This is a genomic window from Christiangramia lutea (assembly GCF_022489035.1).
In the GTDB taxonomy this organism is placed as follows: Bacteria; Bacteroidota; Bacteroidia; order Flavobacteriales; family Flavobacteriaceae; genus Christiangramia; species Christiangramia lutea.
The window spans coordinates 105,101-131,593 of record NZ_JAKVTV010000005.1 but is presented as its reverse complement, the minus strand read 5'-3'; the positions used below and the strand labels follow the sequence as shown (position 1 = coordinate 131,593).

General features: G+C 37.1%; 19 protein-coding genes and 2 pseudogenes. 11 read left to right on the top strand and 10 right to left on the bottom strand.

The window, feature by feature from the left end:
* Nucleotides 1-9: 9 nt before the first annotated feature.
* Nucleotides 10-2,016 (bottom strand): hypothetical protein, encoded by a 2,007-nt coding sequence (locus ML462_RS13900; RefSeq protein ID WP_240714434.1) that lies wholly within the window; start codon nucleotides 2,014-2,016, stop codon nucleotides 10-12.
* Between the two features lies 1 nt (nucleotide 2,017).
* A complete protein-coding gene (locus ML462_RS13895) occupies nucleotides 2,018-2,227 on the bottom strand; it encodes a hypothetical protein (protein ID WP_240714433.1) in 210 nt (69 codons plus the stop codon).
* 95 nt (nucleotides 2,228-2,322) lie between these two features.
* On the opposite strand from ML462_RS13895, the gene ML462_RS13890 reads away from it, so the two are divergent.
* The 4 genes and pseudogenes from ML462_RS13890 (at nucleotide 2,323) to ML462_RS13875 (ending at nucleotide 6,126) form a co-directional block, all read left to right on the top strand.
* Nucleotides 2,323-3,021, top strand: a complete 699-nt coding sequence (locus ML462_RS13890; protein ID WP_240714432.1) for an XRE family transcriptional regulator — start codon at nucleotides 2,323-2,325, stop codon at nucleotides 3,019-3,021.
* Between the two features lie 562 nt (nucleotides 3,022-3,583).
* Nucleotides 3,584-3,760: pseudogene (locus tag ML462_RS13885) on the top strand (PH domain-containing protein); the annotation flags it as partial.
* Between the two features lie 133 nt (nucleotides 3,761-3,893).
* A complete protein-coding gene (gene hutI / locus ML462_RS13880) occupies nucleotides 3,894-5,129 on the top strand; it encodes an imidazolonepropionase (protein WP_240714431.1) in 1,236 nt (411 codons plus the stop codon).
* A gap of 1 nt (nucleotide 5,130) precedes the next feature.
* The gene (locus ML462_RS13875; protein ID WP_240714430.1) at nucleotides 5,131-6,126 is read left to right on the top strand and encodes a formimidoylglutamase; all 996 of its coding nucleotides are present in this window, start codon (nucleotides 5,131-5,133) and stop codon (nucleotides 6,124-6,126) included.
* A gap of 20 nt (nucleotides 6,127-6,146) precedes the next feature.
* Here ML462_RS13875 and treA read toward each other — a convergent pair whose 3' ends face one another.
* The gene (gene treA, locus ML462_RS13870) at nucleotides 6,147-7,772 is read right to left on the bottom strand and encodes an alpha,alpha-trehalase TreA (protein WP_240714429.1); all 1,626 of its coding nucleotides are present in this window, start codon (nucleotides 7,770-7,772) and stop codon (nucleotides 6,147-6,149) included.
* A gap of 105 nt (nucleotides 7,773-7,877) precedes the next feature.
* On the opposite strand from treA, the gene ML462_RS13865 reads away from it, so the two are divergent.
* Nucleotides 7,878-8,336, top strand: coding sequence for a GNAT family N-acetyltransferase (locus ML462_RS13865; protein ID WP_240714428.1), 459 nt, complete (start codon nucleotides 7,878-7,880; stop codon nucleotides 8,334-8,336).
* A 62-nt stretch (nucleotides 8,337-8,398) separates the two neighbouring features.
* Nucleotides 8,399-9,199 (top strand): MBL fold metallo-hydrolase, encoded by an 801-nt coding sequence (locus tag ML462_RS13860; protein WP_240714427.1) that lies wholly within the window; start codon nucleotides 8,399-8,401, stop codon nucleotides 9,197-9,199.
* Nucleotides 9,200-9,494: 295 nt separating this feature from the next.
* Here the strand turns inward: ML462_RS13860 and ML462_RS13855 are convergent, their stop codons facing one another.
* Both ML462_RS13855 and sucC read right to left on the bottom strand, forming a co-directional pair.
* Entirely contained in the window at nucleotides 9,495-9,719 is a 225-nt protein-coding gene (locus ML462_RS13855) for a hypothetical protein (RefSeq protein ID WP_240714426.1), read from the bottom strand.
* A 187-nt stretch (nucleotides 9,720-9,906) separates the two neighbouring features.
* A complete protein-coding gene (gene sucC, locus ML462_RS13850; RefSeq protein ID WP_240714425.1) occupies nucleotides 9,907-11,100 on the bottom strand; it encodes an ADP-forming succinate--CoA ligase subunit beta in 1,194 nt (397 codons plus the stop codon).
* Between the two features lie 227 nt (nucleotides 11,101-11,327).
* Here sucC and ML462_RS13845 point away from each other — a divergent pair, with 227 nt between their 5' ends.
* Together ML462_RS13845 and lysA are read left to right on the top strand one after the other, a co-directional pair.
* Nucleotides 11,328-12,503, top strand: coding sequence for an MFS transporter (locus ML462_RS13845; protein WP_240714424.1), 1,176 nt, complete (start codon nucleotides 11,328-11,330; stop codon nucleotides 12,501-12,503).
* Nucleotides 12,504-12,608: 105 nt separating this feature from the next.
* Nucleotides 12,609-13,844 (top strand): diaminopimelate decarboxylase, encoded by a 1,236-nt coding sequence (gene lysA, locus ML462_RS13840; RefSeq protein ID WP_240714423.1) that lies wholly within the window; start codon nucleotides 12,609-12,611, stop codon nucleotides 13,842-13,844.
* A gap of 29 nt (nucleotides 13,845-13,873) precedes the next feature.
* On the opposite strand, the gene ML462_RS13835 is transcribed toward lysA, so the two are convergent.
* Nucleotides 13,874-15,340: a hypothetical protein gene (locus ML462_RS13835; RefSeq protein WP_240714422.1), complete on the bottom strand. Its 1,467-nt coding sequence runs from the start codon at nucleotides 15,338-15,340 to the stop codon at nucleotides 13,874-13,876.
* A gap of 173 nt (nucleotides 15,341-15,513) precedes the next feature.
* Between ML462_RS13835 and ML462_RS13830 the strand changes: the two genes are divergently transcribed.
* The 3 genes from ML462_RS13830 to ML462_RS13820 are packed head-to-tail and all read left to right on the top strand — an operon-like array spanning nucleotide 15,514 to nucleotide 17,793.
* A complete protein-coding gene (locus ML462_RS13830) occupies nucleotides 15,514-16,416 on the top strand; it encodes a CHAD domain-containing protein (protein WP_240714421.1) in 903 nt (300 codons plus the stop codon).
* A 31-nt stretch (nucleotides 16,417-16,447) separates the two neighbouring features.
* Nucleotides 16,448-17,221, top strand: coding sequence for a cyclase family protein (locus tag ML462_RS13825; protein ID WP_240714420.1), 774 nt, complete (start codon nucleotides 16,448-16,450; stop codon nucleotides 17,219-17,221).
* 11 nt (nucleotides 17,222-17,232) lie between these two features.
* Nucleotides 17,233-17,793, top strand: a complete 561-nt coding sequence (locus ML462_RS13820; protein WP_240714419.1) for a 2'-5' RNA ligase family protein — start codon at nucleotides 17,233-17,235, stop codon at nucleotides 17,791-17,793.
* 44 nt (nucleotides 17,794-17,837) lie between these two features.
* On the opposite strand, the gene ML462_RS13815 is transcribed toward ML462_RS13820, so the two are convergent.
* The 4 genes and pseudogenes from ML462_RS13815 to ML462_RS13800 form a co-directional block, all read right to left on the bottom strand.
* Complete coding sequence (locus ML462_RS13815) at nucleotides 17,838-19,799, bottom strand: DUF3857 domain-containing protein (RefSeq protein WP_240714418.1); 1,962 nt, start codon at nucleotides 19,797-19,799, stop codon at nucleotides 17,838-17,840.
* Between the two features lie 4 nt (nucleotides 19,800-19,803).
* On the bottom strand, nucleotides 19,804-21,732 hold the full coding sequence (locus tag ML462_RS13810) for a DUF3857 domain-containing protein (protein ID WP_240714417.1): 1,929 nt from the start codon (nucleotides 21,730-21,732) through the stop codon (nucleotides 19,804-19,806).
* Nucleotides 21,729-25,025 (bottom strand): tetratricopeptide repeat protein, encoded by a 3,297-nt coding sequence (locus ML462_RS13805; RefSeq protein WP_240714416.1) that lies wholly within the window; start codon nucleotides 25,023-25,025, stop codon nucleotides 21,729-21,731. Before ML462_RS13805 ends, ML462_RS13810 begins: the two co-directional genes overlap by 4 nt.
* 189 nt (nucleotides 25,026-25,214) lie before the next feature.
* Nucleotides 25,215-26,462 (bottom strand): annotated as a pseudogene (locus ML462_RS13800) (cation:proton antiporter).
* Nucleotides 26,463-26,493 lie beyond the last annotated feature (31 nt).

Below are 26,493 nucleotides of genomic sequence, written 5' to 3'. Positions count from 1 at the left end.
CTGTTATTTTTACATATCACTATAGATGTCGATCTCTTCCTCATCGTAGACAGCATTGCTGACTTCCTTTTGATATTCTCCGATCTCGACTTCTTTTACTTTTTTCTTGATGTTCTGCCTTTTCTTCTTTTTCTCGATGCCTTTTATAACAGGTCTGTTTAATCCCTGCTGCTCGATAGTAGCTCCAAACTGCTCAAGGATCTTCTCGGTATTGTCACGCATATCTACACGAGACTTTTTGTTGGCTTCCTGCATTTTCTTGATAAACTCATCTTCGAATTGGGTGATCTCCTGGCGACCTCTGGAAACCTCTACTTTGGTTTCGGCTGCGGTCACTCTTCTAAGACCTAGTGGAGTTTCTTCGTAGAGATAGATCATGCTCATATCTTCTGGATCGAACTTGATAAAGAATTTCTTATCGATGTTCTCTGTATGAAACTTCATATCTACGCTACGATCATCGTTATACACCACATAGTCATACTGCACCTTTTTCTCTTTGAAGCTGATACCTGAAGGCGTATAGGTTACCGGCTTATCTCTTAAGATCCAGAATAGATCTATCATATCAAGTACATCCAGTTCTTTGGTTTCAGGATTTTCAGATTCCAGGTAAGTTTCAAGACGTGGTTTCCCTGTTTTAGGGTGAATTGCCTGATTCCAGTTCTTTCTTTCCTGCTCGTAGATCGCGATCACCTCCTTAAGCGTTGGAAGGTTTTCGGTATTGGCAAGAATAACCTCCATATTCGCCTTGCTTTCGTCTTTCTTGGCGGTGATGTTCTGCCCGGTAAAGAACCAGTGGCGTTTTAGGAATTGTGCCTGGAACCTTCCGAAGGCATTCTCTATGGTCTTGGATTTACCGTTATACGGCTGAGTCCTGATAGCAAGTCTTGAAAGCTTGGTAAGGAATTCACCAGATTTCAGTTTCTTATGTCCACCCTGACCGTCAAAGCCGATCTGGTAAGGACGGTGACCGGCAGTTTTCGCCGCCATTTTATAAGCGTAATACTGGGCTTCGTAATCTTCAGTCTTGCTAATGTGATATCCTAAGAATACTTCAGAATAAGCATCCATTACCTCGTATACCTGGCAGGTTGCCATTTTTCCGTTGCCGTCCAGATAGTAGAAGTTCAACTTCGTACCATCTGAATACCATAAGCTGTCGCGCATGCTTGGCAGTTTGGTAGTATGGAAGTAGGTATACTTCTCTTTGGCCTTTAATTCGCCATAACGGTAACCATACCACAGCGGTTTGATATCTTCCTGGTTAAGGAAAAGGTAGATCGTGCGATCATCCTTGATTTTCTTCCAGCCTTCGTAAGGAGCTTTCTCATTATACTCTACCCAAAGCTGCTCGATATTGGCAATTCGGTTCACCTGGTCTGCAAACCTCGCGATCAACCACTGTTTTGCATCATCGCCAATCTTTTCTGAATTCTTATTACAGAAACCGGCATGGATCAGGCTTTCGTAACCTTCCGTTTTAAAGTTGGTAAACTTCTGTTTAAGCCTTCTGGCATTTTTAGGCAGCTTATGTGGCCACTCATGCAATGGAAGATCCTGGATGATCTCTGCGAGTTTCTTCCACACTTTATTACCCGAAGTTCCCAAAGCCTTACGCTTAGCAAGCTTGTTATTTACGATCTCATCGATAGCCTTAAAAATTGCAGCATTGGCGGCATATTCTTTCTGGCGATCTTCAGGTAAAGCGCTCCCATCTGGAATAGTGTACTTATGAAAGAAGTCTATGGCATCAAGATCCTGCTGAAGGTAATCTTTGAAGTGAATGTGCTTAGTGGTTTTGTAGGGATCACCAACTTTCTTTACGATCTGTTTTTTAAATCTATCTGGGATACTGTCATATTCAACCAGGGCGGGAGTATTACGGCAACCTCTTCTAAGAATATTTAGAGCGTTGCGGTAAGAAAGGAGCTTGTAATTAGACTGAGATATTATGTCAGCCTCGATTAGCCATCCTGCCTGGATACATAAAGTGTTGTTATAATACTCGGTCATACTACTTTTTACCTTTGGAAGGTTTTGGGCTTAATACTTCGATGAGTTTCAATAGATCATGAAGTATGTTCTTTGATAAGCTGGATTTCACTTCTCTTTTGCCATCTATAATCAGCTTCACGTATTTTTGACTGCATAAATGCTTGTCTGCTAGTTTTGAAGCTTGACCTTTTAAAACCTTTTTTTCGAGGTCGTTGAAATTGGCTTTCATTTTTTTTGTATAAGTTTGTTCTAAACGTTGGAACAAATATATACCGTTTTGGTATAAAAAAAACAAATAATAATATACTTTTTTTGGATATTTAAATGACCCCATTCGATAAAATCAAGGAAGCCCGCGAATTACTTGGCCTTAATCAGACCTCTTTTGCAGAAAAAGTGGGCGTTTCACAGAAAGATGTTTCCAATCTGGAAGCAGGAAATAAGAAATTTATACCGAATAAGTATATAGGTTTTCTATTGCAGAATAATTTTGATCTCAACTCTCTATTTGATCCAACCAAAGAACTATGCAGGAAAAGTATGACGCAGGTAAAAGAACCTACAAAGGTTTACAAGCTACGAACAGACACAGATATAGATACTCAATTAATACCACTCTATAATATAGAAGCCTCCGCCGGACTGGTAGAATTATTCAGAAACCAGGGCGAAAGCGAAGTAATAGACACCATCAAGATCCCGAACCTTCCAAAGGTAGACGGTGCATTATATGTAACCGGTGACAGTATGTATCCATTATTAAAAAGCGGTGATATCATTGCTTATAAACAGATCAGTGATTTCAAGAATGACATATTCTGGGGTGAGATGTACCTGGTGTCTATTGAAGTCGGCGGTGAAGAATGGGTAAGCGTGAAGTATATCCAGAAGTCAGATATGGGTCCAGAGTATATAAGATTAGTCTCTCAAAATCAGCACCACCAGCCGAAGGACGTGAAACTAGATCGCGTAAGAGCCTTAGCCCTGGTAAAGGCAAGCATACGTATAAACGCGATGCGTTAGAAATATCCTCCACACGTATAATTATCCCTTTTTATTCTAACTTCTGTTAGTCAGTGCTTTATATTTTTTCAACTTGTTTTAAAGTGGTAACAACTACCCTTTAAAATGCTTTTTATCGGCATTTATGAATCATTTATGAAAGTTAGTGTAAGTAAAAACCCTACTTTTTAACCTACTTTGTAACCCCAATTGTAACCCCAATTGTAACCCCAAAGGCTAAAATACCCGTTTTTTGACCTAACGGATACAGATAAATAATGAATAGTGATCTATCTGGTAGTTTTATATACCAGGATAAAAGATACAATACCACCAACGCCCGATTTTAGCGGCTGTATGGTACTTTTATAGGTTTCTATAGTGAGTAATGGTAGGAATGGAAAAGCGATGATATAAACGCCCTTATTCAAATAGTAGTTAAATGGTACTTAAATAGCAATAATGCACAATTCGTCCAAAAATAAAAAAACGCCCTATATTTGCTATCAGGGCGCATAAACACTAAGAAAAATCGACCAAAATATAATTAGTTACTCTGTACAATTCGTTTTATCCCCCTTACTCTGTGCTCTACAAAAGCATTACCAGGTTCAGTGTTGAAACCGCCGGAAGTTTCGACCTGGATGCTGAACTGAAGATATGGATTTCAGGGGAACAGAATCCTTCTATTTCCAAGCGTTTTAATAAGAAGGTAGATATTTACCAGGTACAGAAACTCCTGGCAGAATTTACCTTATAACTAAAATATTTTGACAAAGCCATCTTTTTAGGTGGCTTTTTGCTTGAAAGGTATAGACTTATCCTGATTATTCTATGATGAGTTTATATCTTTGTTTTTTAGCAATTGTTGAACGATCAATCCAAAAAATCATATGAGTTTATTACTCACCAATATCAAAGAATTACTTCAGGTAAGAGAACCCGGAGTTTTGAAAGTATCTGGAGACGAAATGAAAGAGCTTCCTTCACTAAAGAACGCCTGGCTTTTTATTGAAAACGATACTATTGCTGATTTTGGTACTATGGATAATCTGCCAGAATTAAATGCAGATAAAATCACAGATGCCACCGGGAAGATCGTATTGCCTACCTGGTGTGATTCTCATACCCATATTGTTTACGCAGGAAATCGTGAACTGGAATTTGCCGATCGTATCAATGGTTTAAGCTATGAAGAAATAGCCAATCGTGGTGGTGGAATTTTGAATAGTGCTAAAACCCTTCAGGAAACACCTGAAGAAGAAGTTTATGACCAATCAGCAAAACGCCTGGAAGAAGTCATGAAACTGGGTACGGGAGCAGTTGAGATTAAATCTGGTTATGGCCTAACCGAAGAAGCTGAACTTAAAATGCTTCGGGTGATAAAAAAGCTTGATGAAAATTATGCTTTACCAGTAAAATCAACCTTTCTGGGTGCTCATGCCATTCCAAAAGAGTATAAGAATGACCCGGATGGCTATATGGATTTAGTGATTGATGAAATTCTTCCGAAAGTAGCAGAACTAAAACTGGCAGAATATATCGACATTTTTTGTGAAAAAGGTTATTTCACTGTTGAGGAGACCAATAGATTGTTGAGCGCGGCACAGAAATTTGGATTAAAGCCAAAGATACACGTGAACCAGTTCAATGCTATTGGCGGTGTAAAGGCCGGAGTAGATCATAGGGCACTTAGTGTAGATCACCTGGAGGTCATGCAGAGGGAAGATTTTGAGGTTTTAAAAGGAACGGAAACTATGCCGGTAGCACTTCCCTCCTGCTCTTTGTTTCTTAGTATTCCATACACTCCTGCCAGGGAAATTCTCGATGCAGGGCTCCCACTTGCTCTGGCCACAGATTTTAACCCGGGTAGTACTCCAAGCGGAAATATGAATCTGGTTGTTTCCCTTGCCTGTATAAAAATGAAAATGACTCCTGAAGAAGCTATAAATGCGGCTACTTTAAATGGTGCTTACGCTATGGAATTAAGCAGCACTCACGGAAGTATTACTAAAGGAAAGAAAGCCAATTTTATAGTGACTAAAGAAATCCCTTCGTATACTTTTCTACCATACGCTTTTGGAACTAATTCAATTGAATCGGTTTATATCAATGGAAAAGTGATCTAGGATGAAAGAATTAAAACTCTATAAAAGGCCTCATATAGACAGGTACATTTCCAGGAGAAAAGGAGAAGTTAAATTTGGGGAAAAACTCAATTTCATTTCATCATTAAATGAATTGGATCATCATCCATCCAAATTTGTATTATTCGGGATCCCTGAAGATATTGGAGTAAGAGCCAATCATGGAAAGCCGGGAACCTCACAAGCATGGAGTATAGCCATAAAAGCCCTGGTAAATATACAGGTAAACCGGTTCAATGATCCTAAGGATATAATTCTTCTGGGAGAATTAGATTGTGATGAGTTGATGGAAAAAGCCTCATGGATAGATGAGTCAGATCCAAATTACCTGGATAAACTTGGGGATCTGGTTAGGCAAATAGATATCCTGGTGGCGAACCTAGTTGAAATAATCATTTCTAAAGGTAAAATTCCAGTGATCATTGGCGGAGGACATAACAACGCCTATGGAAATATAAAAGGTGCTGCAAAAGCTCTAAAAGAGCCTGTAAATGTTATAAATATCGACGCGCACACAGACCTGAGACAATTAGAACACAGACATAGTGGCAATGGTTTCAGCTATGCTATCGAAGGGCAGTATTTGAGAAAATATTCGGTCTTTGGATTACATAAGAACTACACTCCTGAATATATTTTTGAGGAAATGGATGCTTCAGAAAATCTTAATTTTCGTGTAGCTGAAGATCTTTTCAAAAAACCTGGCGAAGTTGCAGTTCGCTTTGGAGAAGAACTGGATAAAATAGGTAATGCTAAATTCGGTTTTGAACTGGATTGTGATTCCATCTCCGATTTTCCCAGCAGTGCTAAATCTCCTTCGGGTTTTTCTATAAACGAGTTAAGGAATTTCATAGACCTTGTTTCTAAGAATGAAAACTGTTGTTATTTTCATATTTGTGAGGCTGCTCCTGATGAAGATAATGCCTCCCAGGTTGGAAAAGCACTTTCTTACTTTATTTCAGACTTTATCAGATATTGATTTCCTTACTATTAATCAACCTATTTTTTTGAAGACAATTTTTGATAAACCCCATTTGTCCAGCCAAAACCATCCTGGGTTGGGTACTCCCCTCCTCCACTTTCCTTAGTTAGATCTTCTACATTATATTTTTCCAGCATTTTATAAGTCTTATCATAGACTTTCCTGTTTAATGCCAGCCATCTGGAGCTTACCTCTTCAGCAAGATCGTCCTCACCATAATTCTTCAAACCTTGAAAACAGATCCATTGCAATGGTGCCCAGCCGTTTGGAGCATCCCATTGCTCACCTGTATTATACGGGGTGGTAACAAGGCCACCTGGTTTCAGGAATGTTTCCTTTAGTTTTACAGTGACTTGGCTGGCCTGATCTTCATTCGCGATTTCAAAAAACAAGGGATAGACCCCGGCAAGAGATAATCTACCGGTGGGATTCGATTCTCTGAAATTATAATCCATAAAAAACTCTTCGCTTTCGCTCCACAGGTATTTTATAATTGCCTCTTTACGTCTCTCTGCCTTTGATTTATACTCTTCAGATTTTTCAATCTCACCAGCAAATTCAGCTGCTTCAGAGATCGTCAACTCAAGATCGTATAACAACGAATTAAGGTCTACCGGAATAATATCTACCGTATGAATGGTAGACAGATTGAAATCTCCATTTTCATCCCGGTTTAGCCACCTACTGGAAAAATCCCAGCCAGACTCCGCTCCCGCCCTGAGATTTCTATATACCTCTTCTTTTGAAATTTCAGGATTATTTGCCACAGCTTTTTCAGCAGTATGAATATCTTCCCGGTAACTTTCCGGTCGTGGAGTTGCGTAATCATCCCAGTAACGATTGAGTATCTCCCCATCTCTCATTTTCACAACTCTTCTGAATGTCTTCTCTCCATCAAGTCGGTTTTCGCCATTCATCCAGAAGTTATATTCCTTTTCCAGCTCTGGAAGGTATTCCTCCAACACCTTTTTACTTTTAGCATTCGCCAGGGTTTTAACCATCATTCCGAAAAAAGGAGGTTGAGATCTGCCCAGGTAGTAAGTCCTGTTACCATTTGGTATAAAACCATAGCCATTGATGAGATAAGCAAAATTAGCTATCATATTTTCTACTGTTTCTACCTCCCCGTCTTCCAGAAGTCCAAGCATAGTAAAATAGCTGTCCCAGTAATAGATCTCCCTGAATCTTCCGCCCGGAACTATGTAAGAATTAGGTAAAGGAATTAACGTACCCGAAACCTCTTCATCTGCCGGTCTTTTCAACTTGTCCCATAATCTGGTTATATGTAAATTGATCGAAGAGGAATCGGCTTCAAATTCGCTTTGCTCCCCAGGAATTTCAAAATGCTGCTCTACAAAATCTGAAATCCCTTCTGCGGTGGTGTCAGCGAGCATCTCATATCTCTGTCTTATCAAACCTGGATTATATTGGGGAATTGCATCTACAAAAGTTTTACTATCTGGAAACACATTTTTACTCTGTACATCATAGAACAGGTCTCCGTAAAGTTCACCTGGAGGCAGAATTTCAACCTTAGTAACTACCTGTTCGATTTCAGCATCTGCATCGGGGCCAATTTTGCAGGAGAAGATTAAAACCAGGATAAAAAAATAGCTTAACCTAAAGGTCAATTCAATTCTCATATTCAAGAGTTTAAATGAGTTACTAATATATGGGTTTTCAATTAGGATAGAATGAAGCTGGTCTTTTATAGAATATTGATATTTTTATAGCTAAAATCTTGATGAATGCGAATTATCAACTGGAAGCAGGAATATTCAGAGGAATTTAAAAAAATGAATATTCATTGGCTGGAAGAATTCTTTTGGGTAGAACCCCATGATGAAGATGTTTTAGGAAATCCTAAAAAATATATCATTGAGCCGGGTGGGGAAATTTTCTTTGCCGTGATAGATGAAGAAGTGATTGGCTGTGTAGCTTTGATGATAATTGAAGAAAACGTTTTTGAACTTACAAAAATGGCCGTAAAAACTAATTACAGGGGAAAGAAAATAGGTCATAAGTTAATGCAACATACCATTGATCACGCCAGGAAAAAAGGCTGGGATAAACTGATTATTTATTCCAACCGAAAGCTCGAAAATGCAATTCACCTTTATAGAAAATATGGCTTTGAGGAAATCCCAATTGAACAAAACAATCCTTACTCTCGTGGCGATATTAAAATGAAACTAAACCTTTCATAAATCTTTACTAATTAGGTTACTACTCCCTAACAGCTTTTTTAAATTTAAATAAAATATAAATTATGAAACGATTAGCAAGCCTCCTGGCTATAGTTTTAATGTTCACAGCATGTAAAGACGACGCTAAAAATGAAGATGAAAAAACCAGTTCTGAAATAGCCGAGAATAATATTCAGACTGAAATGACCACGGAAATTACAGACCTGGAGATAGATCCAATTTCTCATGCCACCGCGGTTTTTAAATGGAATAATAAAATATTTTATACAGACCCGGTAGGTGGAGCAAAGGCTTTTAAAAATAAGCCAAAACCTGATTTTATATTGATCACCGATATACACGGAGATCATATGAATGCTGAAACGCTGCTGGCACTTGAATTAGGGGAGACCGAAATAATTGTTCCAAAAGCTGTTCAGAAAGAACTTCCCGAAGAATTACAATCCAATTTGATCATTCTGAAAAACGGAGAATCTCATAAACTGCAGGAGTTTGAAATCACCGCCGTCCCCATGTATAATCTGCCTCAATCCAATGATGCAATGCACGTTAAAGGACGTGGAAATGGTTATATTGCGGAAAAAAATGGAAAGCGCCTTTATATTTCTGGAGATACTGAAGATATTCCGGAAATGAGAAATTTAAAAGAAATAGATGTTGCCCTAATTTCTATGAATCTGCCTTATACCATGCCTGTAGAGCAGGCTGCCGATGGTGTACTTGCCTTTAAGCCCAAAAAAGTTATTCCATATCACTATCGCGGCAAGAATGGTTTTTCCGACGTAGAAGAATTCAAAAGATTAGTCAATAAAGGCAGTACAAATATTCAGGTGGAACTAATGGATTGGTATCCCTCGAAATAAAAAAGAAAAAAATAAAAGAGGTCACCTTCCTTGAAAATAGCGATTTTTTGATTGTGTAAAATTCTTTTTTGGCTAATTCAAATTTAACAGTATTTCAACACGCTTATTATTAGAAAGATGACCCTTGTTTTGTCAAAGAATTCTTATTAAAGATAAATATTCATTTTACATTTAACAAAATAAAAAGCTTATAATCGATTAAATACCAATTAAATATGAATATTCAATAATGTTTTCACAGTTTTTGAGGTTATAACTTTGATACTTTTTATTTCGATTGATAAATGCCCCGGGTTTAAGAATGGCAACAAACGGCAGTTTGAATCATACAACTTTTGATCTTATAAGGATTTTCAGATTGAATATGATTGACCTTATATTGAAAGAACTGCTGCACATGTTCCAGTTTGGTTTCAGTTGAAAGAACTGCATAATCCACTCTCTTTACTGGTGTAAAACTAACTTTTGCTGCTATGGCTAACAGGATGAATGCCAAAAGAAAAAACTGGACCTTTTTCATAATATTTCCTTAGTTGTTCTATTTAAAAGACGACTATAATTACTAATCGTTACAGTAATTTCAAATTTTTAACATTTTGATTTTAAATGAATTGTAGTTCTGCCAACAGGAAGGGCGAAATATCAAAACATAAAAAAAACCCACGCATCGGCGTGGGTTTTTATATAAATAAAATTCTTTTTTCTCTCTAAGAAAGTACTTCCTGAACTTTATCTGCAGCTTCCTGAAACTGAATAGCGCTATATACTTTCAAGCCGCTATTATCAATAAGCTCCTTAGCTATATCTGCATTTGTTCCCTGTAAACGAACAATAATTGGCACATTCATGGCATCTCCCATATTTTTGGATGCATCTACAATCCCTTGAGCCACACGATCACATCTAACAATACCACCAAAAATATTCACAAGTATAGCTTCTACTTTATCATCCTTTAAAATAAGTCTGAAAGCTTCCTCTACCCTCTTAGCATCTGCAGTACCTCCCACATCTAGGAAGTTTGCCGGCTCACCACCTGCCTGTTTAATAAGATCCATGGTTGCCATAGCAAGACCAGCTCCGTTAACCATACATCCAACGTTACCATCAAGATCTACGTAGTTTAGACCAACCTCTCTAGCCTCAACTTCCGTAGGATTCTCTTCACGAATATCTCTCATTTCAGCATAATCCTTGTGACGGTATAACGCATTATCGTCTAAAGTAACCTTAGCATCTACAGCCATAATAAGATCATCACTGGTTTTCAATACAGGGTTGATCTCGAATAAAGAGGAATCAGATTCTTCGAAAGCCTTATACAAAGACATTACGAATTTGGTCATTTCTTTAAATGCCTTTCCGCTAAGCCCAAGATTAAAGGCAATTCTACGAGCCTGGAACCCAAGAAGTCCGGTTGCAGGATCGATTTCTTCTGTGAATATAAGATCTGGAGTTTCTTCAGCAACAGTTTCGATATCCATTCCACCTTCGGTTGAATACATGATCATATTACGCCCGGTAGCACGATTAAGCAGAACAGACATATAATATTCTTCAGGTTCACTATCTCCAGGATAGTAAACATCCTCAGCAACAAGTACCTGATGTACTTTTTTTCCTTCAGCAGAAGTTTGCGGAGTTACCAGGTTCATTCCAATGATTTCTCCAGCGATCTCTTCAACTTCTTTAAGGTTTTTGGCAAGCTTAACACCACCACCTTTTCCACGGCCTCCAGCGTGCACCTGTGCTTTGATCACATGCCACCCTGTTCCAGTCTTTTCGGTAAGTTCCTTGGCAGCATCTACTGCTTCTTTGGCGTTTCTTGCCACGGTTCCGCGCTGTATGCGAACTCCGAAGCTGCTTAAAATCTCTTTTCCTTGATATTCGTGTATATTCATAATCAGCTTTTTCTTCTGTATTAATTACGGAAGGCAAAAGTAACAAATACAATACTATTGTACCAATCTTTTTTGAGCATCTTAACGCTTACCAGTTCAGGTATTTCCAATAATACTCAAGGCTTTCCGTTTTACCGGTTCCTAACGAAAAGGTTATCGGTTAAAATATCTTAAATAACCCAGTAATAGATTGGTCTCTCGTAAATTGTGCGTTTAATTTCTGAATTATGAAAAAGGCATTGTTGGCATTAGCGATAGGAGGATTTGGAATTGGAATGACAGAATTCGTGATCATGGGAATTTTGCCGGAGGTAGCTAATGCACTGCAAATCTCGATTCCGAAAGCAGGGCATTTTATCTCGGCCTATGCCCTGGGAGTGGTCGTTGGAGCTCCCCTGCTAACAGCTTTTGGAAATAAATGGCCTGCTCAAAAGGTGCTCCTTCTTCTAATGGTCTGGTTCACCATATTCAACACACTCTCGGCATTTTCAAATTCTTATGTCATGCTTTTAATATCCAGATTTTTATCTGGTTTACCTCATGGGGCATTCTTTGGAATAGGCGCTGTAGTAGCAGGAAAACTTGCTAAACCAGGAAAAGACGCTCAGGCAATAGCGATGATGTTCACAGGCCTAACCATTGCTAATGTAATCGGAGTGCCCTTAGGAACCTGGTTAGGCCAAAATTTCACCTGGGGTGTTTCGTTTCTCGCGGTTGGAGTCGTTGGAATAATCGCCATCCTGAGTATTAAATTCTGGATGCCAGATTTACCTAAATCGAATTCAAACGGATTCAGAAATGATGTTCAGGTTCTGAAGAAAACCGAGTTGTGGCTTATCATTCTTCTTACAACCATTGGCACTGGTGGCTTCTTTGCCTGGTATAGTTATATAGCGCCTTTAATCACAGATGTTGCCGGTTGGAGTGAAGGCATTGTGAGTTATGCAATGATCATTGCAGGTCTGGGTATGGTAGCCGGAAACTTCCTTGGAGCAAAACTTGCTGAATGGTTCAGTCCCATTAATGCAGTGATTATCGCCCTCGTTTTAATGGTTCTGGCCTTAATTTCGAATACTTTCCTGGCATATAATCAAATTGGCGTCCTTACAATGACATTTATTATTCCGGTGATCGCATTCTGCATAGCTACTCCAATCCAAATGGCGGTTATTAAATCGGCAGAAGGCTCTGAAATGCTTGGCTCCTCATTGAATCAAAGTGCATTTAATATGGGTAATGCCAGCGGAGCATACCTTGCCGGCCTACCCATTGCCTATGGTTACGGAATCGTTTCGGCTCAATATGTGGGTGCAGCTATGGCCGGAATAGGTATACTTTTGGGAATAAGCGTGGTACTTATAAGAAAGCAGAGATCTGTACAATTCGAAATGAGCAATTCTTAATTTTTTCATTTTTCAGAATTAACAAATAGTGTAAATCGGTTATATTTGATATAAGCCTTATTCATGAAAGCTGAGGAAATATATTTTTGCCTAAATTTTTAAAAGATGACACAAAAGGAATTACTATCGGTTGCTAAAGAGTATGGAAGCCCGGTTTATGTGTATGATGCCGAAAAGATCATATCTCAATATAAACGGCTTACCAACGCATTTAAAGTAGACAACCTTAGGATTCACTATGCCGTAAAGGCCCTTTCCAATATATCCATCCTTAAATTATTGAATTCTCTAGGCTGCGGACTGGATACAGTTTCGGTTCAGGAAGTGGAACTTGGAATTAAAGCGGGTGTAGACCCTGCTAATATTATTTATACTCCGAATGGAGTTTCCCTGGAAGAGATCGAGGAGGTGGTTGAGCTGGGCGCTCAAATTAACATCGATAACCTCTCGATCCTGGAACAATTTGGAACCCGTCACCCGGAGATCCCGGTATGTATCCGTATTAATCCCCACGTGATGGCCGGTGGGAATTCAAAGATCTCTGTTGGTCATATAGATTCAAAATTCGGCATCAGTATACACCAGATGCCACACCTTTTAAGGATCGTGGAGAATACAGGAATGCATATTAACGGTATACATATGCATACCGGTAGTGATATTCTTGATATTGGCGTTTTCCTGCATGCTTCAGAAATTTTATTTGAAGCTGCCCGTCATTTTAAGGAACTTGAATTCATAGATTTTGGAAGTGGTTTCAAGGTGCCTTATCGTGAAGGAGATATAGAAACCGATATCGAAGACCTGGGAGAACAGTTAACTGAACGATTTAATAATTTCTGTAAAGAATACGGTAGAGAATTAACTCTTGCCTTTGAACCGGGTAAATATCTTGTGAGCGAATCGGGGAAATTCCTGGCGAGAGTGAATGTGATCAAGCAAACCACTTCTACGGTATTTGCCGGGATAGATACCGGGTTTAATCATTTAATAAGACCAATGTTCTATGGCTCACACCATGAGATCAGCAATATTTCTAATCCAGATGCTAAACCAAGATTCTATAGTGTAGTAGGATATATTTGCGAGACCGATACTTTTGGGAACAACCGCAGGATCTCGGAAATTCGTGAAGGAGATATCTTAAGTTTTAGCAACGCCGGAGCTTATTGTTTCTCTATGGCCAGCAATTTTAATTCGAGATTCCGCCCGCCAGAAGTTCTTTGGTATAACGGCAAAGCTCACTTAATTAGAAAACGTGAAACTTTCGAAGACCTTACCAGGCACCAGGTAGAAATGGAGTTTGAAACTTCTCCGAAAGAACTAGCAAGTAAAGATTAAATATAGAAGCAGCCGGTTGGCTGCTTTTTTTATTCATAAATTGTGTCGGTTACATTTCCAGACTGATCATAATATACTGTATATTTTAATTCTCCATTATCGTCATAGTACTCTTCCTTAACTTTTATGTAATGCTCTTCTCCTAATGAGTAAAATATTTTTCGCTCAATTAAACCTGACTTGAACTCTATAGAATACACTAAATATCCTTCCTCATAGTGACTAATTCTTTTATCACCGTCGTCCATATTAGTAATAATAGACTTAAGAACCTCTAAATCATCATATTCATATATAGTTTCAAACTTGATATCACCTAAATCTCTATAAACCTCAACTTTTTCAAGAGTATTATCTATCCGATAGAACTTTTCGATATAGCTCATCTCACTGGTCTCTGTTTTAATTTCACCAAAATCTGTCTGAGTTCTTTGAAATGAACTAATTAGGTCATTAGCTTCATTATATTTTTTCATTTTCACAACAAAACCTTTTTCAGTATAATCGTATTCAGTAATATTAATATTTGTTTGACCTTCAGCCCTATTATATTTACTTTCAACTTTCTTAACCCAACCTAATTCTGTATAATCAATGAAATTAATCCTATTTTCTGAATTGCGATCTTGATGAGCAATTATTGTCCCTCTAAAAAAGAATTCATCATCAATTTCTAATTTATAAGTAAACTGATGTCCAAAGGGGTATCGTGAGTAATCATAATGATTGATATCTATCCTAGCCAGGTTACTTACTTCATCGTAATCAGACAAATGATATTCTGCTATAATCCTTGAGGGATATTTTTCATATTTTCTTGATTTTACAAGCCTCCCTTGCTCATCGAACTCATGAACCCAATTTACAGCCGTATTATCCCGACTGTAATAATTTGTAAAGGTTGGTAGAAAATTTAATGTAAAAGTAGCTTTTGGTTCAAATTCCAGTCCTAATGTTTGTGCTAGATGTAAAGCTGCAATTTCAGGGTAAACTACCTTCAGTTCCACATTGGTTTTTTGAAAAATTTCAAGAGCTATTTCACCCAGTATCTGAACGATTGATTTTGAAAAATCTATTTCTGAAATACTTAAAGCATTAACTACTTCCTCATCTATAGTTATACCATTTGTAGCGTCTCCATCCAGATCCAAAGTTTGAAGTAAAGCAGCAATATTTTGCACTTCTAGAGTTTCTAAGGTCGCATCTGAAGTCGAAGTAATAGAAATAGGAGTTAATTCTTCTGAAGCTTCAGCACTTCCTAATTTTATATCCCCGATGTAGAAAGTAACAGTTTCACCTTCTTCATAATTATATTTCCCATTTTCATCGGTAAAACCAGAATGAGTTTCGGTTTCATATTTTAACCCGCTAACCGGGGAATCCACAAAAATTCCCTGCATCGTGTTTTGAGCAGGTTTTGGCAAAGGATCAGGTTTGTCTTCAGTTGAACATGAAAATAAAATTGCAGGGATGCACACTAAAAAATATCTTCTCATTTATTTGAAAATAATGAGGAACTGTAGGGAGGTTCGTCAGGATTAAGATTTGGAAAGCCAATATAATAAATAAAATTTCAAAGTGTATGAATCCATAACCTTAGTAAAAAATTCAATTTTTAATAATTCTCTAACCCTCACTGTTAGTCCATTTAAGTATCTTAATAGAAAAGATGAAAATGACCTACCAGTTCGATAAAAGTCTTCCATTAAAAAAGAACGTAAGCGCAATTGCTGCGGAAGAAATAGAAGGTTGTTTTTTCTCCCTGGATACATTAAATATTCATGAAGCTATTCATGAAATCAGGAAAAGATTCAAAAAGCTTCGTGCCCTGGCCAGGTTGGTAAGAGATGAAATGGGAGAAGAAAACTATGAAGAGATCAATATTTATTTTCGTGATCTGGGTCGTGAAATTTCAGATCTGCGAGATCTTACCGCGCATATAGAAACCTTAAATGTATTGAAGGAAAGATATGGCAATTACCTTTATGTGATTTTTTTCAATCCTATCATCACCCAATTAGAAAAAGAACGGGATAAAATGGAAAATCAATTCAGGTCTCAAAACTTCTTTTCAGAATACCTTCCGGAAAAATTAAAACACGCCCAGGAAGACTTAATAAAATGGCCGGTAAATTCAAATGATATCCAAGTGATCCTACCCAGTATTCAGCGGGTTTATGAACGCGGACAAAAAGCTCTGAATAATTCTTATGAGAATCCTACAACGGAAAATTTTCATGAATGGAGAAAAAGGGTGAAATATCTTTGGTATCAAACCCTGCTGCTTCAGGAAACCTGGCCACAATTCTTTGAGACCATGGAGGCAGAGATTCATCTTCTGGCCGATTATCTCGGCAATGACCATGACTTAATGGTTTTACAAAAAAAATTAAATTCTAAAGATATAAAACTGAAAGACCCGCAACACCTGGAACTGATGCAGGCTATTATTGAAAGATACTCTCAGTGTCTAAGATCTGAGGCTAAAACAAAAGGACAGCTTATTTATGCTGAAAGTCCTGAAGATTTCACGAAAAGAATTGGTTCTTATACCCAGATAAACTGGAATTGATTTCATAATTTCAGAAGATAAATCTAACAGCATGAAAAAATTTAAGATCATTTTTTTCCTCCTGATCAGCTCTTTAATCTATGGCCAGGATATAAAAGGTGAGATCATAGATCTTACCCATACTTTTTCTGAAGAGAGTGTTTACTGGGTAACTGCCAAAGAATTCAGGTTAGAAGAAGTTGCTAACGGAAAAACAGATGCGGGTTTTTATTATTCTGCCAATAATTTTTCTACTGCAGAACATGGCGGCACCCATATAGACGCACCTATCCATTTTGCAGAAAATAAGCATACCGTAGACCAGATCCCTCTGGAAAATTTAATTGGAATCGGGGTGAAAATCGATGTTTCAGAGAAGGCTTTAAAAAATCCTGATTATCTTATTAGCCTTGAAGACCTGAAAAACTGGGAAACAAATAACGGATCTATTCCCAACAACAGTATTGTTTTATTTGAAACCGGTTTTGGTAAGTTCTATCCCAATGCTAAAAAATACCTGGGAACTGAAAATCGCGGACCTGGGGCTATAAAAGAATTACATTTTCCAGGCCTTTCCCCTGAAGCGGCTATTTGGCTTATCGAAAACAGAAAAATTAAAGCCGTGGGACTGGATACCGCAAGTATAGACTACGGTCAGTCAACAAATTTCGCTACTCATGTAGCATTGATGACCCAAAATGTACCAGCCTTCGAGAATGTAGCAAACCTTGAACAACTGCCGGCCACAGGTTTCCAGGTAATAGCACTACCAATGAAAATAAAAGGAGGAAGTGGCGCTCCCCTAAGAATAATTGCTATCTATTAATAAAATATTCCTTGAGCTCTAATAAGAACAAAAATCCATTATATTTTATCGCACTAATTCCGCCAGCTGACATTAGGAAAGAGGTTGAAAATCTTAAAAAGGAAATCAACAGAAAGTTTGGTTTAATACACGCGTTAAAACTTGAAGCCCATATAACGCTGCAAATACCCTTCAGAATGAAGGAATCAAAAGAAAATATCCTGGTAAAAAAAATTCAAAAGTTCAGCGTAAATCATCATAGCATAAATACCAGGTTAGATGGCTTTGGTAGATTTGCGAAAAATGTAGTTTTTATCGAAGTTTTCGATCATGATCCATTCATAAAATTACACGCAGAACTTCAGGAATTCATGCTGAATTTTATAGAATTAAAAAGTCATGAAATCTCTTCTAAGATCCATCCTCACATTACTCTGGCCACCAGAGATCTTAAAAGAAGCCATTTTCCAGAGATCTGGGAATATATTCAGGAAAAGAAATATTCGACCAGCGTTAAATTCGAAATAATACGATTATTAAAACATAATGGTAAAGTCTGGATCCCAGTTCAGAACTTTACATTATCCGGATAAAAAAAGCCCCAAATCGAGGCTTTAGATATTTTTAGAAAAACTGATTAATTTACCGGTTTCATAACCAGTGTTATTTTATTGAAATCTGCGGCACTATTGATCACCTTTCTATACTGCTGAAAATTTTCAGTATCCACCATGTTTTTACGATAATGCTCATCTGCAAAAATCTTAAGTACATTTCCCTCGATCTCATAACCAGATTTAAACGAGAAGACCTCAGAATCATCTACTAAATAGGCATTATCAATATTTATATCTTCCAAGTTAGCGAATTCATAACCTTCAGGAATTTCAATATCTATTGTTCTATAATAGCTTCTGGTAAATTCATTCTCGAGTGGTAATATCCTTTTTTTCTCCTGGTACATTTCAATTTGCCTTCCAATTAGAGCTCCAACATTGAATAGATACCTGTTACCTGCTTTTTCAATAAAGGCATCAGATTCAACATCGATAACAAAAGTCAATGGTTTAACTCCAAATAGTTCAGGATTAGCATTTACAATTTCCTTCTTCTTGATATCTATGTTCTCATTCATGCTTTTAGCAAAGCTTTCAACCAGTTCATCCCTGTTCTCCTGGTCTATCATATTCATAAATGGATGGAAATACATAGCGTAATAGCCACTCATACTCTTTTCCATATCGATCTTCGTGGTAGACAGGTCATCTTTGTCAAATTCAACCTTAAGCATCATCTTATCTACAGTTTTATCGGCTTCAACTGGATCTATATACTTTATCTCTCCCAAACCTGTTTTAAAGTCTCCTACCACAACTTCTTTCACGAATAAGCCATAATTATCGGTAAGGGTCGCAGGAGGATATCCAATCCTTGAACCCATTTCAATTGGAGACATATAAAGGTCTAACCCCGGGAAATAAAAAAGAACATCTGTAAGGAAGTTCTGGGCCTCAAATTCCTTATCGAATTTCAATTCAGTACGGTCACTTGTAAAAACCAGTTCATGTTCAATTTCCATCTGTTTGAACATTGCCGCATATAATTTTACAATCCCAGTTTCGCTTGCCACCTTTTTTTCGAGTATTGATTCAAGGTTACCAAGTTCCTCCCCAGAGGCTTCAGCAACATAGAATTCGGTCTTGATCAGATATTCAAGAGCTCTAATTTTTTCCTTGAGATTTTCTTCCTTGGAAAGTTTCTTTGCCAGATTTTCCAGTTCTTTAGTTACCCGCCGTGAATGCTCCCCGTAATAGAATGAATAAACATTCTGAGCAACTTTGCTGTAAGACGAAATATCATAAATTCCGGCAGTAGTATTTCTATCAAGTTTATAGACCACAAAAGCTTTTGAGGCTTCATACGCTGAAAGCTCTTCTTCTTCAAGCCCTTCCAGACTATCGGCAGTCATATTCCAGTGTAGTTTATCGCTAGACTCCTCATCCTTTTTTACCTCGGGTAGACCATTAAATGATTTGAATTCGAATTCCAGATTTTTAGGAGCAAAAAGATCAAAATCGATATTTTTTTTATCAAAAGAGGCCTGGAAACTAAGTCTGTTCCCATTATAATCAGGTTTTCTTTGAACTACGTAATAATAGTCTATGATACTCCCCTTTTCCACGCCTTCAAATGCATAGTATTTATATTGCCTTCCAGTTTCATCGTCACTCGCCGTAAGGACTTTAGACTCATCTAACTCTCTTATCTTTCCAGAAGGAGTAATAACTCTAGCTTTAGTTACCAGCAATCTCGAAGTACTTGAATGTGGTAGATAAATCTTATTATAGCTTTCTATTTTTTCGTCTGAATTCAGCCATAAAACATTATGCTCCAGCATATACTCCACTAAATTTTTGTCTTCATTAAAACTGAATTCGGTTACTATCTGATGTCTTAGGCCTTGAATATTCTTATCACCCTCTTCATCAACCTTATATTCAGGATCCTTCTCCCAATCAAAATCTTTGTAAAAAGGTTCCGTCTGTCCAAGGGTTATGGTAGATATAAACAGGAATAAATAAAATGTAATTTGTTTCATAGGTTTAATTGTTGATCTTTTTTAAAATGATGACCTCTTTAAAAGCTTTTTCTAAATCTTCTAATAGGCTATTAAATTCAGATTGCTGATCTGGAGTAAGAATAATGAAGTCTAGAACAGCCTTGAATTCATATATTAAGCTCTTCCCCTGCAGAGAATAATTGATCTCTGCTGAAAAAAAATCATTCGACACCTTAAAATTTTCAGGCAGATATTCGATTCCATAAGCCTCAGGAATTTTGAGCGTATTCTTAAAGTCATAGGTTTTTGTGAATTCGTATTCTACTGCTGTCTTTCTTGGCTTATCTATTTTAAAGGAAGTAACCTCCCTGTTTAGATTCAGGTTTAAATAGATCTCATCACCAAAATCTTTGATATAATCCTTAATCCCAAAGGTATACCTAACCTCCAGGGGCTTTTCATAATCAGTTCGGTTGAACTCTTCCAGGCTGTCTATTAAAAATTTATTGTTGCCTTTTTCAAACCTGTAGTTATAAAATTCCTGGATCTTGGATTCCGTATCCATTTCTTCGAGATGAAAGGCATAGTCTATTTTACCATAACCGGTAATCCTGGCATGTGAACTTCCTTTTAATTCGCTTCCTTCAATCTTAAGGATCGTTGTATCTCGAATTACATTCCTACTGGCGGGAATTACAGGAACTTCTTCCAAAATGTATTCACCCTTTCCATTCTCTATCAACGCCTCCTTGCCCTGAATAAAGGATGAAGGAATTTCTAAGGGATTATATCTACCAGTTCCATCCAGAAAATAAACCTCCCCATTATTATCACGATAAGACAGGATCATATGGTTATCTACCAATGGAGTTGGCACCTCATCATATTTATATGAAATACTTCGTGTACCAATCCAAGTAAGGTTTCCTTCTATGCCGGCAATTTCCAGCATTTCTTTTAAGATGCTAGAATTATCCTTGCAATCGCCATACTTTCTATCAAAAACCAGGTTGGCTTCTCTGGGTATAAATCCACCAAGGGCATATTCATAGGCTATATATTTAATATTATCCTGGGTCCAATAATAGATCGCCTTGACCTTTTCAATTTCTGAAGCTTTATTTTTTGTTAACCCCTCAACAACTTTTACAAGATTTGCGTCTGGTGCTTGATTATTAATGTCCTTAACCAATGAATAGTACCAATCATACAGATCATTCACACTACCAGAAAGGTTTACCTGAGCTCCACCAGAATTATAAGAAGTTATTACCGGTAAAATATGTGGAAGAAAACTCCTAAAATCAGGCCCATTATCTTCAATTTTATATTTATCAACACTCTTAACTTCCCAGGTATAGATCACTTTTCCCCATTTTTCCTCTTTTTTGTATTGTATATCGATACCTTCCGTATTGAACTCCCTAAAACTTAAAGTTATATCTTTATCTGCAACTATACTGTATTTTGCATGGTCTATGGGAAAAATGTCACCTAAAAAGAATGCTCCTAAAAACCTGGGGTTTTTGATCCTTTCAGAATATTTGATATAAGATTTGGCCCCCTTCTTTAGATTAGGATAAAGAAATACCAGTGATTTTGAATCGTCATAGAAGGAATTATCCATGTTATCTTTTTCAACGAAATTATCCACTTTAAATTCATCTGGTTTATCATTGTTGTAGACCGTAGAATAAGCTTCAATATCTAACAACTCAAAAAAGTATGAGAAATTCAGATCTTCTCTTGCTGCCATATTAGCACCATCGGTCATAAATAAGTTTTCTTCAATATTTTCCTGGGTAATCTCCAGGTCGTTATCCTTTATATCCAGATTCAGGACAACCTCTTTATTCATAATAACCTTGTTGGCATCCCCATATTTAGCTTTATACTCTTCAAATTCCGGAGCATATTGAGAATACGCGGTACAACCCAGAATTAGGATTAATAGTAAACTGATATTTTTCATCCGGCAAAAGTTTCAACCTTTATAAGGTCACCATTAAAATATTCCTCCTTTTTAACAACTTCACCAGCCTCGTTATAATAAATAGCAGGACCAATTTCTAAGTCATTCTTATATTCTGTTTCCGATTTTATTTTCCCATTAGAATAATACTCTATACGGGCTCCATGAAGGTTTCCGTAAAGGTAGTTTGTTTCAGTCTCCATATTTCCATTCTCGAAATATTCAACATTTAAACCATTTATAAATCCGTATTCGTAAGGAGTGTTTTCCATCAAAGAACCACTGAAGTAATAGGTTTTATAATCCCCGTGAAATTCTCCACTTATCAATTCTGTAGACCTTGATATCTGTCCATTCTTATAGTAAGTTATCAACTCCCCGGATTCACTATTCAGTGGTAACATTGGTTTGACCTCACCGGTATTATCAGGATAACTAAATCCTATTATACGACCGTTATTATAATACCTAACTTGTTGCAGATGTCCTTCATTATCATAGAATTTTTTCGCTCCGTGCTCCAGATCAAGTATATGAGGAGTTTCTACCGCCACATTTCCATTCTCATGGAAGGAATAAGTAACTCCCTGCTCCAATCCATAGTTAAAATTAGATTCAGTATCTATTTGCCCATTTTCATAATAAGCAATTCTTTTACCATGTTTGGAACCATAAACGTAATTCTCTTCAAGAGTAATATTTCCTTTATCATCGTACCACTTCCAGGTCCCGTTAAATAAATTATTGAAATAATTTCCTGAGATCTTAAGGTTTCCCTGGACATCAAAAGATTTAAATTCACCATGCTTTAAGCCGTAAAGGTATTCCATGGAATTCTGTTTTTCTCCAAACGGATAAACTTCGCTTAATACATAATCTGCTTTATCATTATGATAATCTATAGTATCAAACGCCTTTCCAGTAGGACCATAGTGAACAGAATATTCTAATTCCCCAAATTCATAATTATGGGTTCTGTAAATTCTTCCATCAGCGCTATAAACAACCTGATCTCCATTGATATTATCCTTATGGTAAAAGCTTTCAGATTTTAGCGTGCCATTTATATAATATTCCTTCCAGGAACCTTGCTTCAAATCATCCTTATATTTACCGTGAGACTGAATGCTGCCATCTGGATAGTAAAACTCTGCGTATCCGTCTTTCAGACCTTTCTCAAAATTAATATCAGAGCTTATCTCCCCTGAAATAAAGTAATTCAGGATTTTCCCCTGGGCCAGATCCTCTACATAATTTCCCGTTTCTTCAAGAAATCCATTTTCATTATAAAACTTCCAGTCTCCTTTTCTACCACCAGAAATATCATATAGCCCCTCAGAATTCTTATCGCCGTAAGGAGTAAGGCTGCGATAATAAAATTCACCACCTTTTTTCCTCTCATCCTTTACCAGCTCATTATCCTTACTGAAAAACCTGTAGGCAATTATTTCTCCTTTTCGATAATCATACTCATAATACAACTTCCCATCGGTATCGAATTCCTGATATAGTCCATCTGCCTCTCCATCCTCATAGTTCACGATGGTTGCCAATTTTCCATTCTGATGATAAGTTCTCCATTCTCCTTCTTCTTTTCCCTCTTCAAATAATCCTTCCTGGAATAATTCACCATTCAGCGTATATTCTTTATAATTTCCATGCTTTTTGCCTTCTTTAAATCCTAGTTCAAAATATACATTGCCATTATGATAATAGGATTTTTCAAGTCCTTCCTTTACTCCATTCTTAAAGAACATTTCTGTATAGATTCTCTCATCTACATAATACTCATGTGCCTCTCCCTCAGTTTTACCCTTCACATAACTTGCTGTTACCTCAGGATACTCTTCTCCCAGATTAAAATAAGTGGTTAGACTTCCATCAAGTTCGCCATCCTTAAAATTTTTCTTCTGAACCAGGGCTCCATTTTCATTATAAACAAGGTATTCACCATTCAGCTTATCATTTTCTAAATTCGCAATAATATATCGTTTACCGTCGTCATAAAAATGAAGGTTTTTGCCATTTACTTCACCATTATTATATTCTCCGGTCTCTTTTAATTTTCCGTTGTCGTGATACCAGCTCCAGGTTTTATCCCTTTCTCCTTTTTCATTATAATTTCCTTTTCCTGCAAGTTTTCCTTCCTCTGAAAAATATATCCATTCTCCTACAGGTTCTCCATCTTGAAGTTTACCAAGGCCGTCAAGTCTTGAACCAGTATAGGCTACAGAAGCGCCATTTTCATTAAGATACAAGTGGCTCTTTTCCTGAAGAATTTCTATCCATTGGCCCATATAAGCCTCGATAAACCCCTTAATATCCTCTGTATTTCGGTTAACAACTCTTTTAAAATCAGGATTTTCTATGGAGTAGGAAATAGTTTGCGTGAATAATTCGAAATTATCACTCTCTTTTATCCATTTGTAAAGAGGCAAGTATATGTCTGTCCAAAAACCTTCTTCTTTATCAATATTCATTAATTGTTCAATCAGTAAATGGTTTTGTTTAGTAAGAGAAATGGGAATATCTGTATCCACTTTATAATTATCATTTAAAGCGAGCTTATTATTCAGAATCAGATCTAATTCCTGAAACAAATCTTCATCTTTTGATATTATTATGTCTCCATCTGGCTGGTTTTCATTTCGTTTGCTTACAAGTTCATTTAGTGATTTAAGAATGCTAAATGAGTTGGCACCGTCTGGATCTAAAAGAAGCGCCATATCAAAAGCCATTAATGCCTGCGCCATTTTTTGTTGTCCGTAGGCTAGTTGGCCTAATCTTATATGAGCTTTCTTTTCCAGCGGATTAATGATGATGGCTTTTTTATAAATTTTAAGAGCTTCCTCGATTTTCCCAGATTCCTCTAGCACTATGGCCAGATTTACAAGCATCGGAGCGCTAACAGGATATTCCTCTAAGCCCTGCCTGTAAGTCTCGATTGCTTTGGCAGAATTCCCTAGCCTGTTGTAAGCGTAAGCCTTATTAGTGTAAAAGGAATGCAGATTCTGTGTCTTGTTAGACTCCAAAACTTCATCAATTAACTTAATGGCTTCATCAAATCTCTCCAGCTGAAGTAAATAATAAGACTTTGATACCAGTGAAGTAAAATGCATGGAATCATTCTTATTCACCTTATCCAGTATTTCGACAGTTTTTGAAAAATCACCAGCCTCTGAAGCTACTACGGCTTCTTCGGATATTTCATCATATAATTGAAAAGATTTCTCCTCCTGAGCGTATAGGGGAATAGCGCAGGAACCTAGCAGTAGTAGTAAAATTTTCTTCATTGGGCTAATATATAAAATTTTCTTAATGAAAAAATCAATAGTGCTGAAGACCCCTGCTACTGCTAAAACTCATTAAACAAGATTTTTACTTACCTCTTAAAATGATGTTAAAACACTTAAAATAGTAGAACTAACGACCACATATAAAAATTGATATAACTTTTCTCTATTTAGTTTAAATTCAGATTTTCAATCTTTTCTGATAGCTAGCTTTTCAACTACTTTCCCAACCGTAAGTCCTTGCACCAGTATAATAAAAACAACGATTATGTAAATGATCACAAGGAAAAGTTCCCGGTGCATTTCGGAGGTGAGACTTAAAGGCAGAGCATTAGATATTCCTCCTGTCAACCCACCACAGGTCATAATTAGGTTGTTATTCGGTACAAATTCCAACTTTCTCTGAAAAAATCGAATAGGTATTAACAGCGATGCATATCTGCAAAGTAAAACTATTGGAATCGTCAGTATGCCGGCGATCATATAATCTCCTTCATAGGTTAAACCCAACATTTCCATACCTATTTGAACAAATAGTATAGTATTCAGAAAAATATCTATTAACTCCCGGAATTTAGCTAGGTATGTTTCAGTAATTTCAGACATGGTAGTAGATCTCACTGTATCGTTCCCTACGATTAATCCTGCAGTTACCACGGCCAGTGGTGCCTAAAAATGAAAGTGGTGCGCTATTCATTTAACACTCATTACAGCGGCCAGGGTTATGATAACTTTTATGTCGCAATCATCAATTGATTTCATAAACCTGTAAGTGATCCAACTCAGGACTAATCCAAAAACAACGCCCCCAATCACTTCCATTCCAAAAAACTCCAGTATCTGACCCATTCCAATATCTGTGGCTGTAGAAGAAGCTATTTTAAAAAGGGTTAGAAATACTACCACTCCTACTCAATCATTGAATAGGGATTCACCTGCAATTTTCCCTTCTAGTTTTTTTGGAGCTCCTGCTTTTTTAAGGATCCCAAGCACCGCAATAGTGTCCATTGGTAATATTAGGGCACCAAAAAGGAGGCAATAAATATAACTGACCTCAAGGGAAATTAGTTGCAAAACGAAATAGGTAACGGTTCCAACCAATAAAGTCGAAACCAGCACTCCAATAGTTAAAAATACTAGAAGGGGCCAGCGTTGAACTCTTAATTGCACGAAGTTAGTATGTAAAGCACCTGCAAAAAACAGAAAACTTAACATGATTTCAAGCAAGACCGTTTGAAAACCTATACTTGTTATGATCTACTTTTCGGCATTAAGCAAGGTATCGTCGAAACTGCTTATCGCAAGTTCCCCTAAACTAAAAACAATAGTGATAAGTATCAGTCCGATACTATTGGGAAGTTTTAAGAATTTTACGTTGATAAAGCCAAAAATTGCCGCTAAACACACCAGAACGGTAGTATTAAGAAAATATTCCATTCAGTAGAGTTGTTATTCGATTGAAAATTGT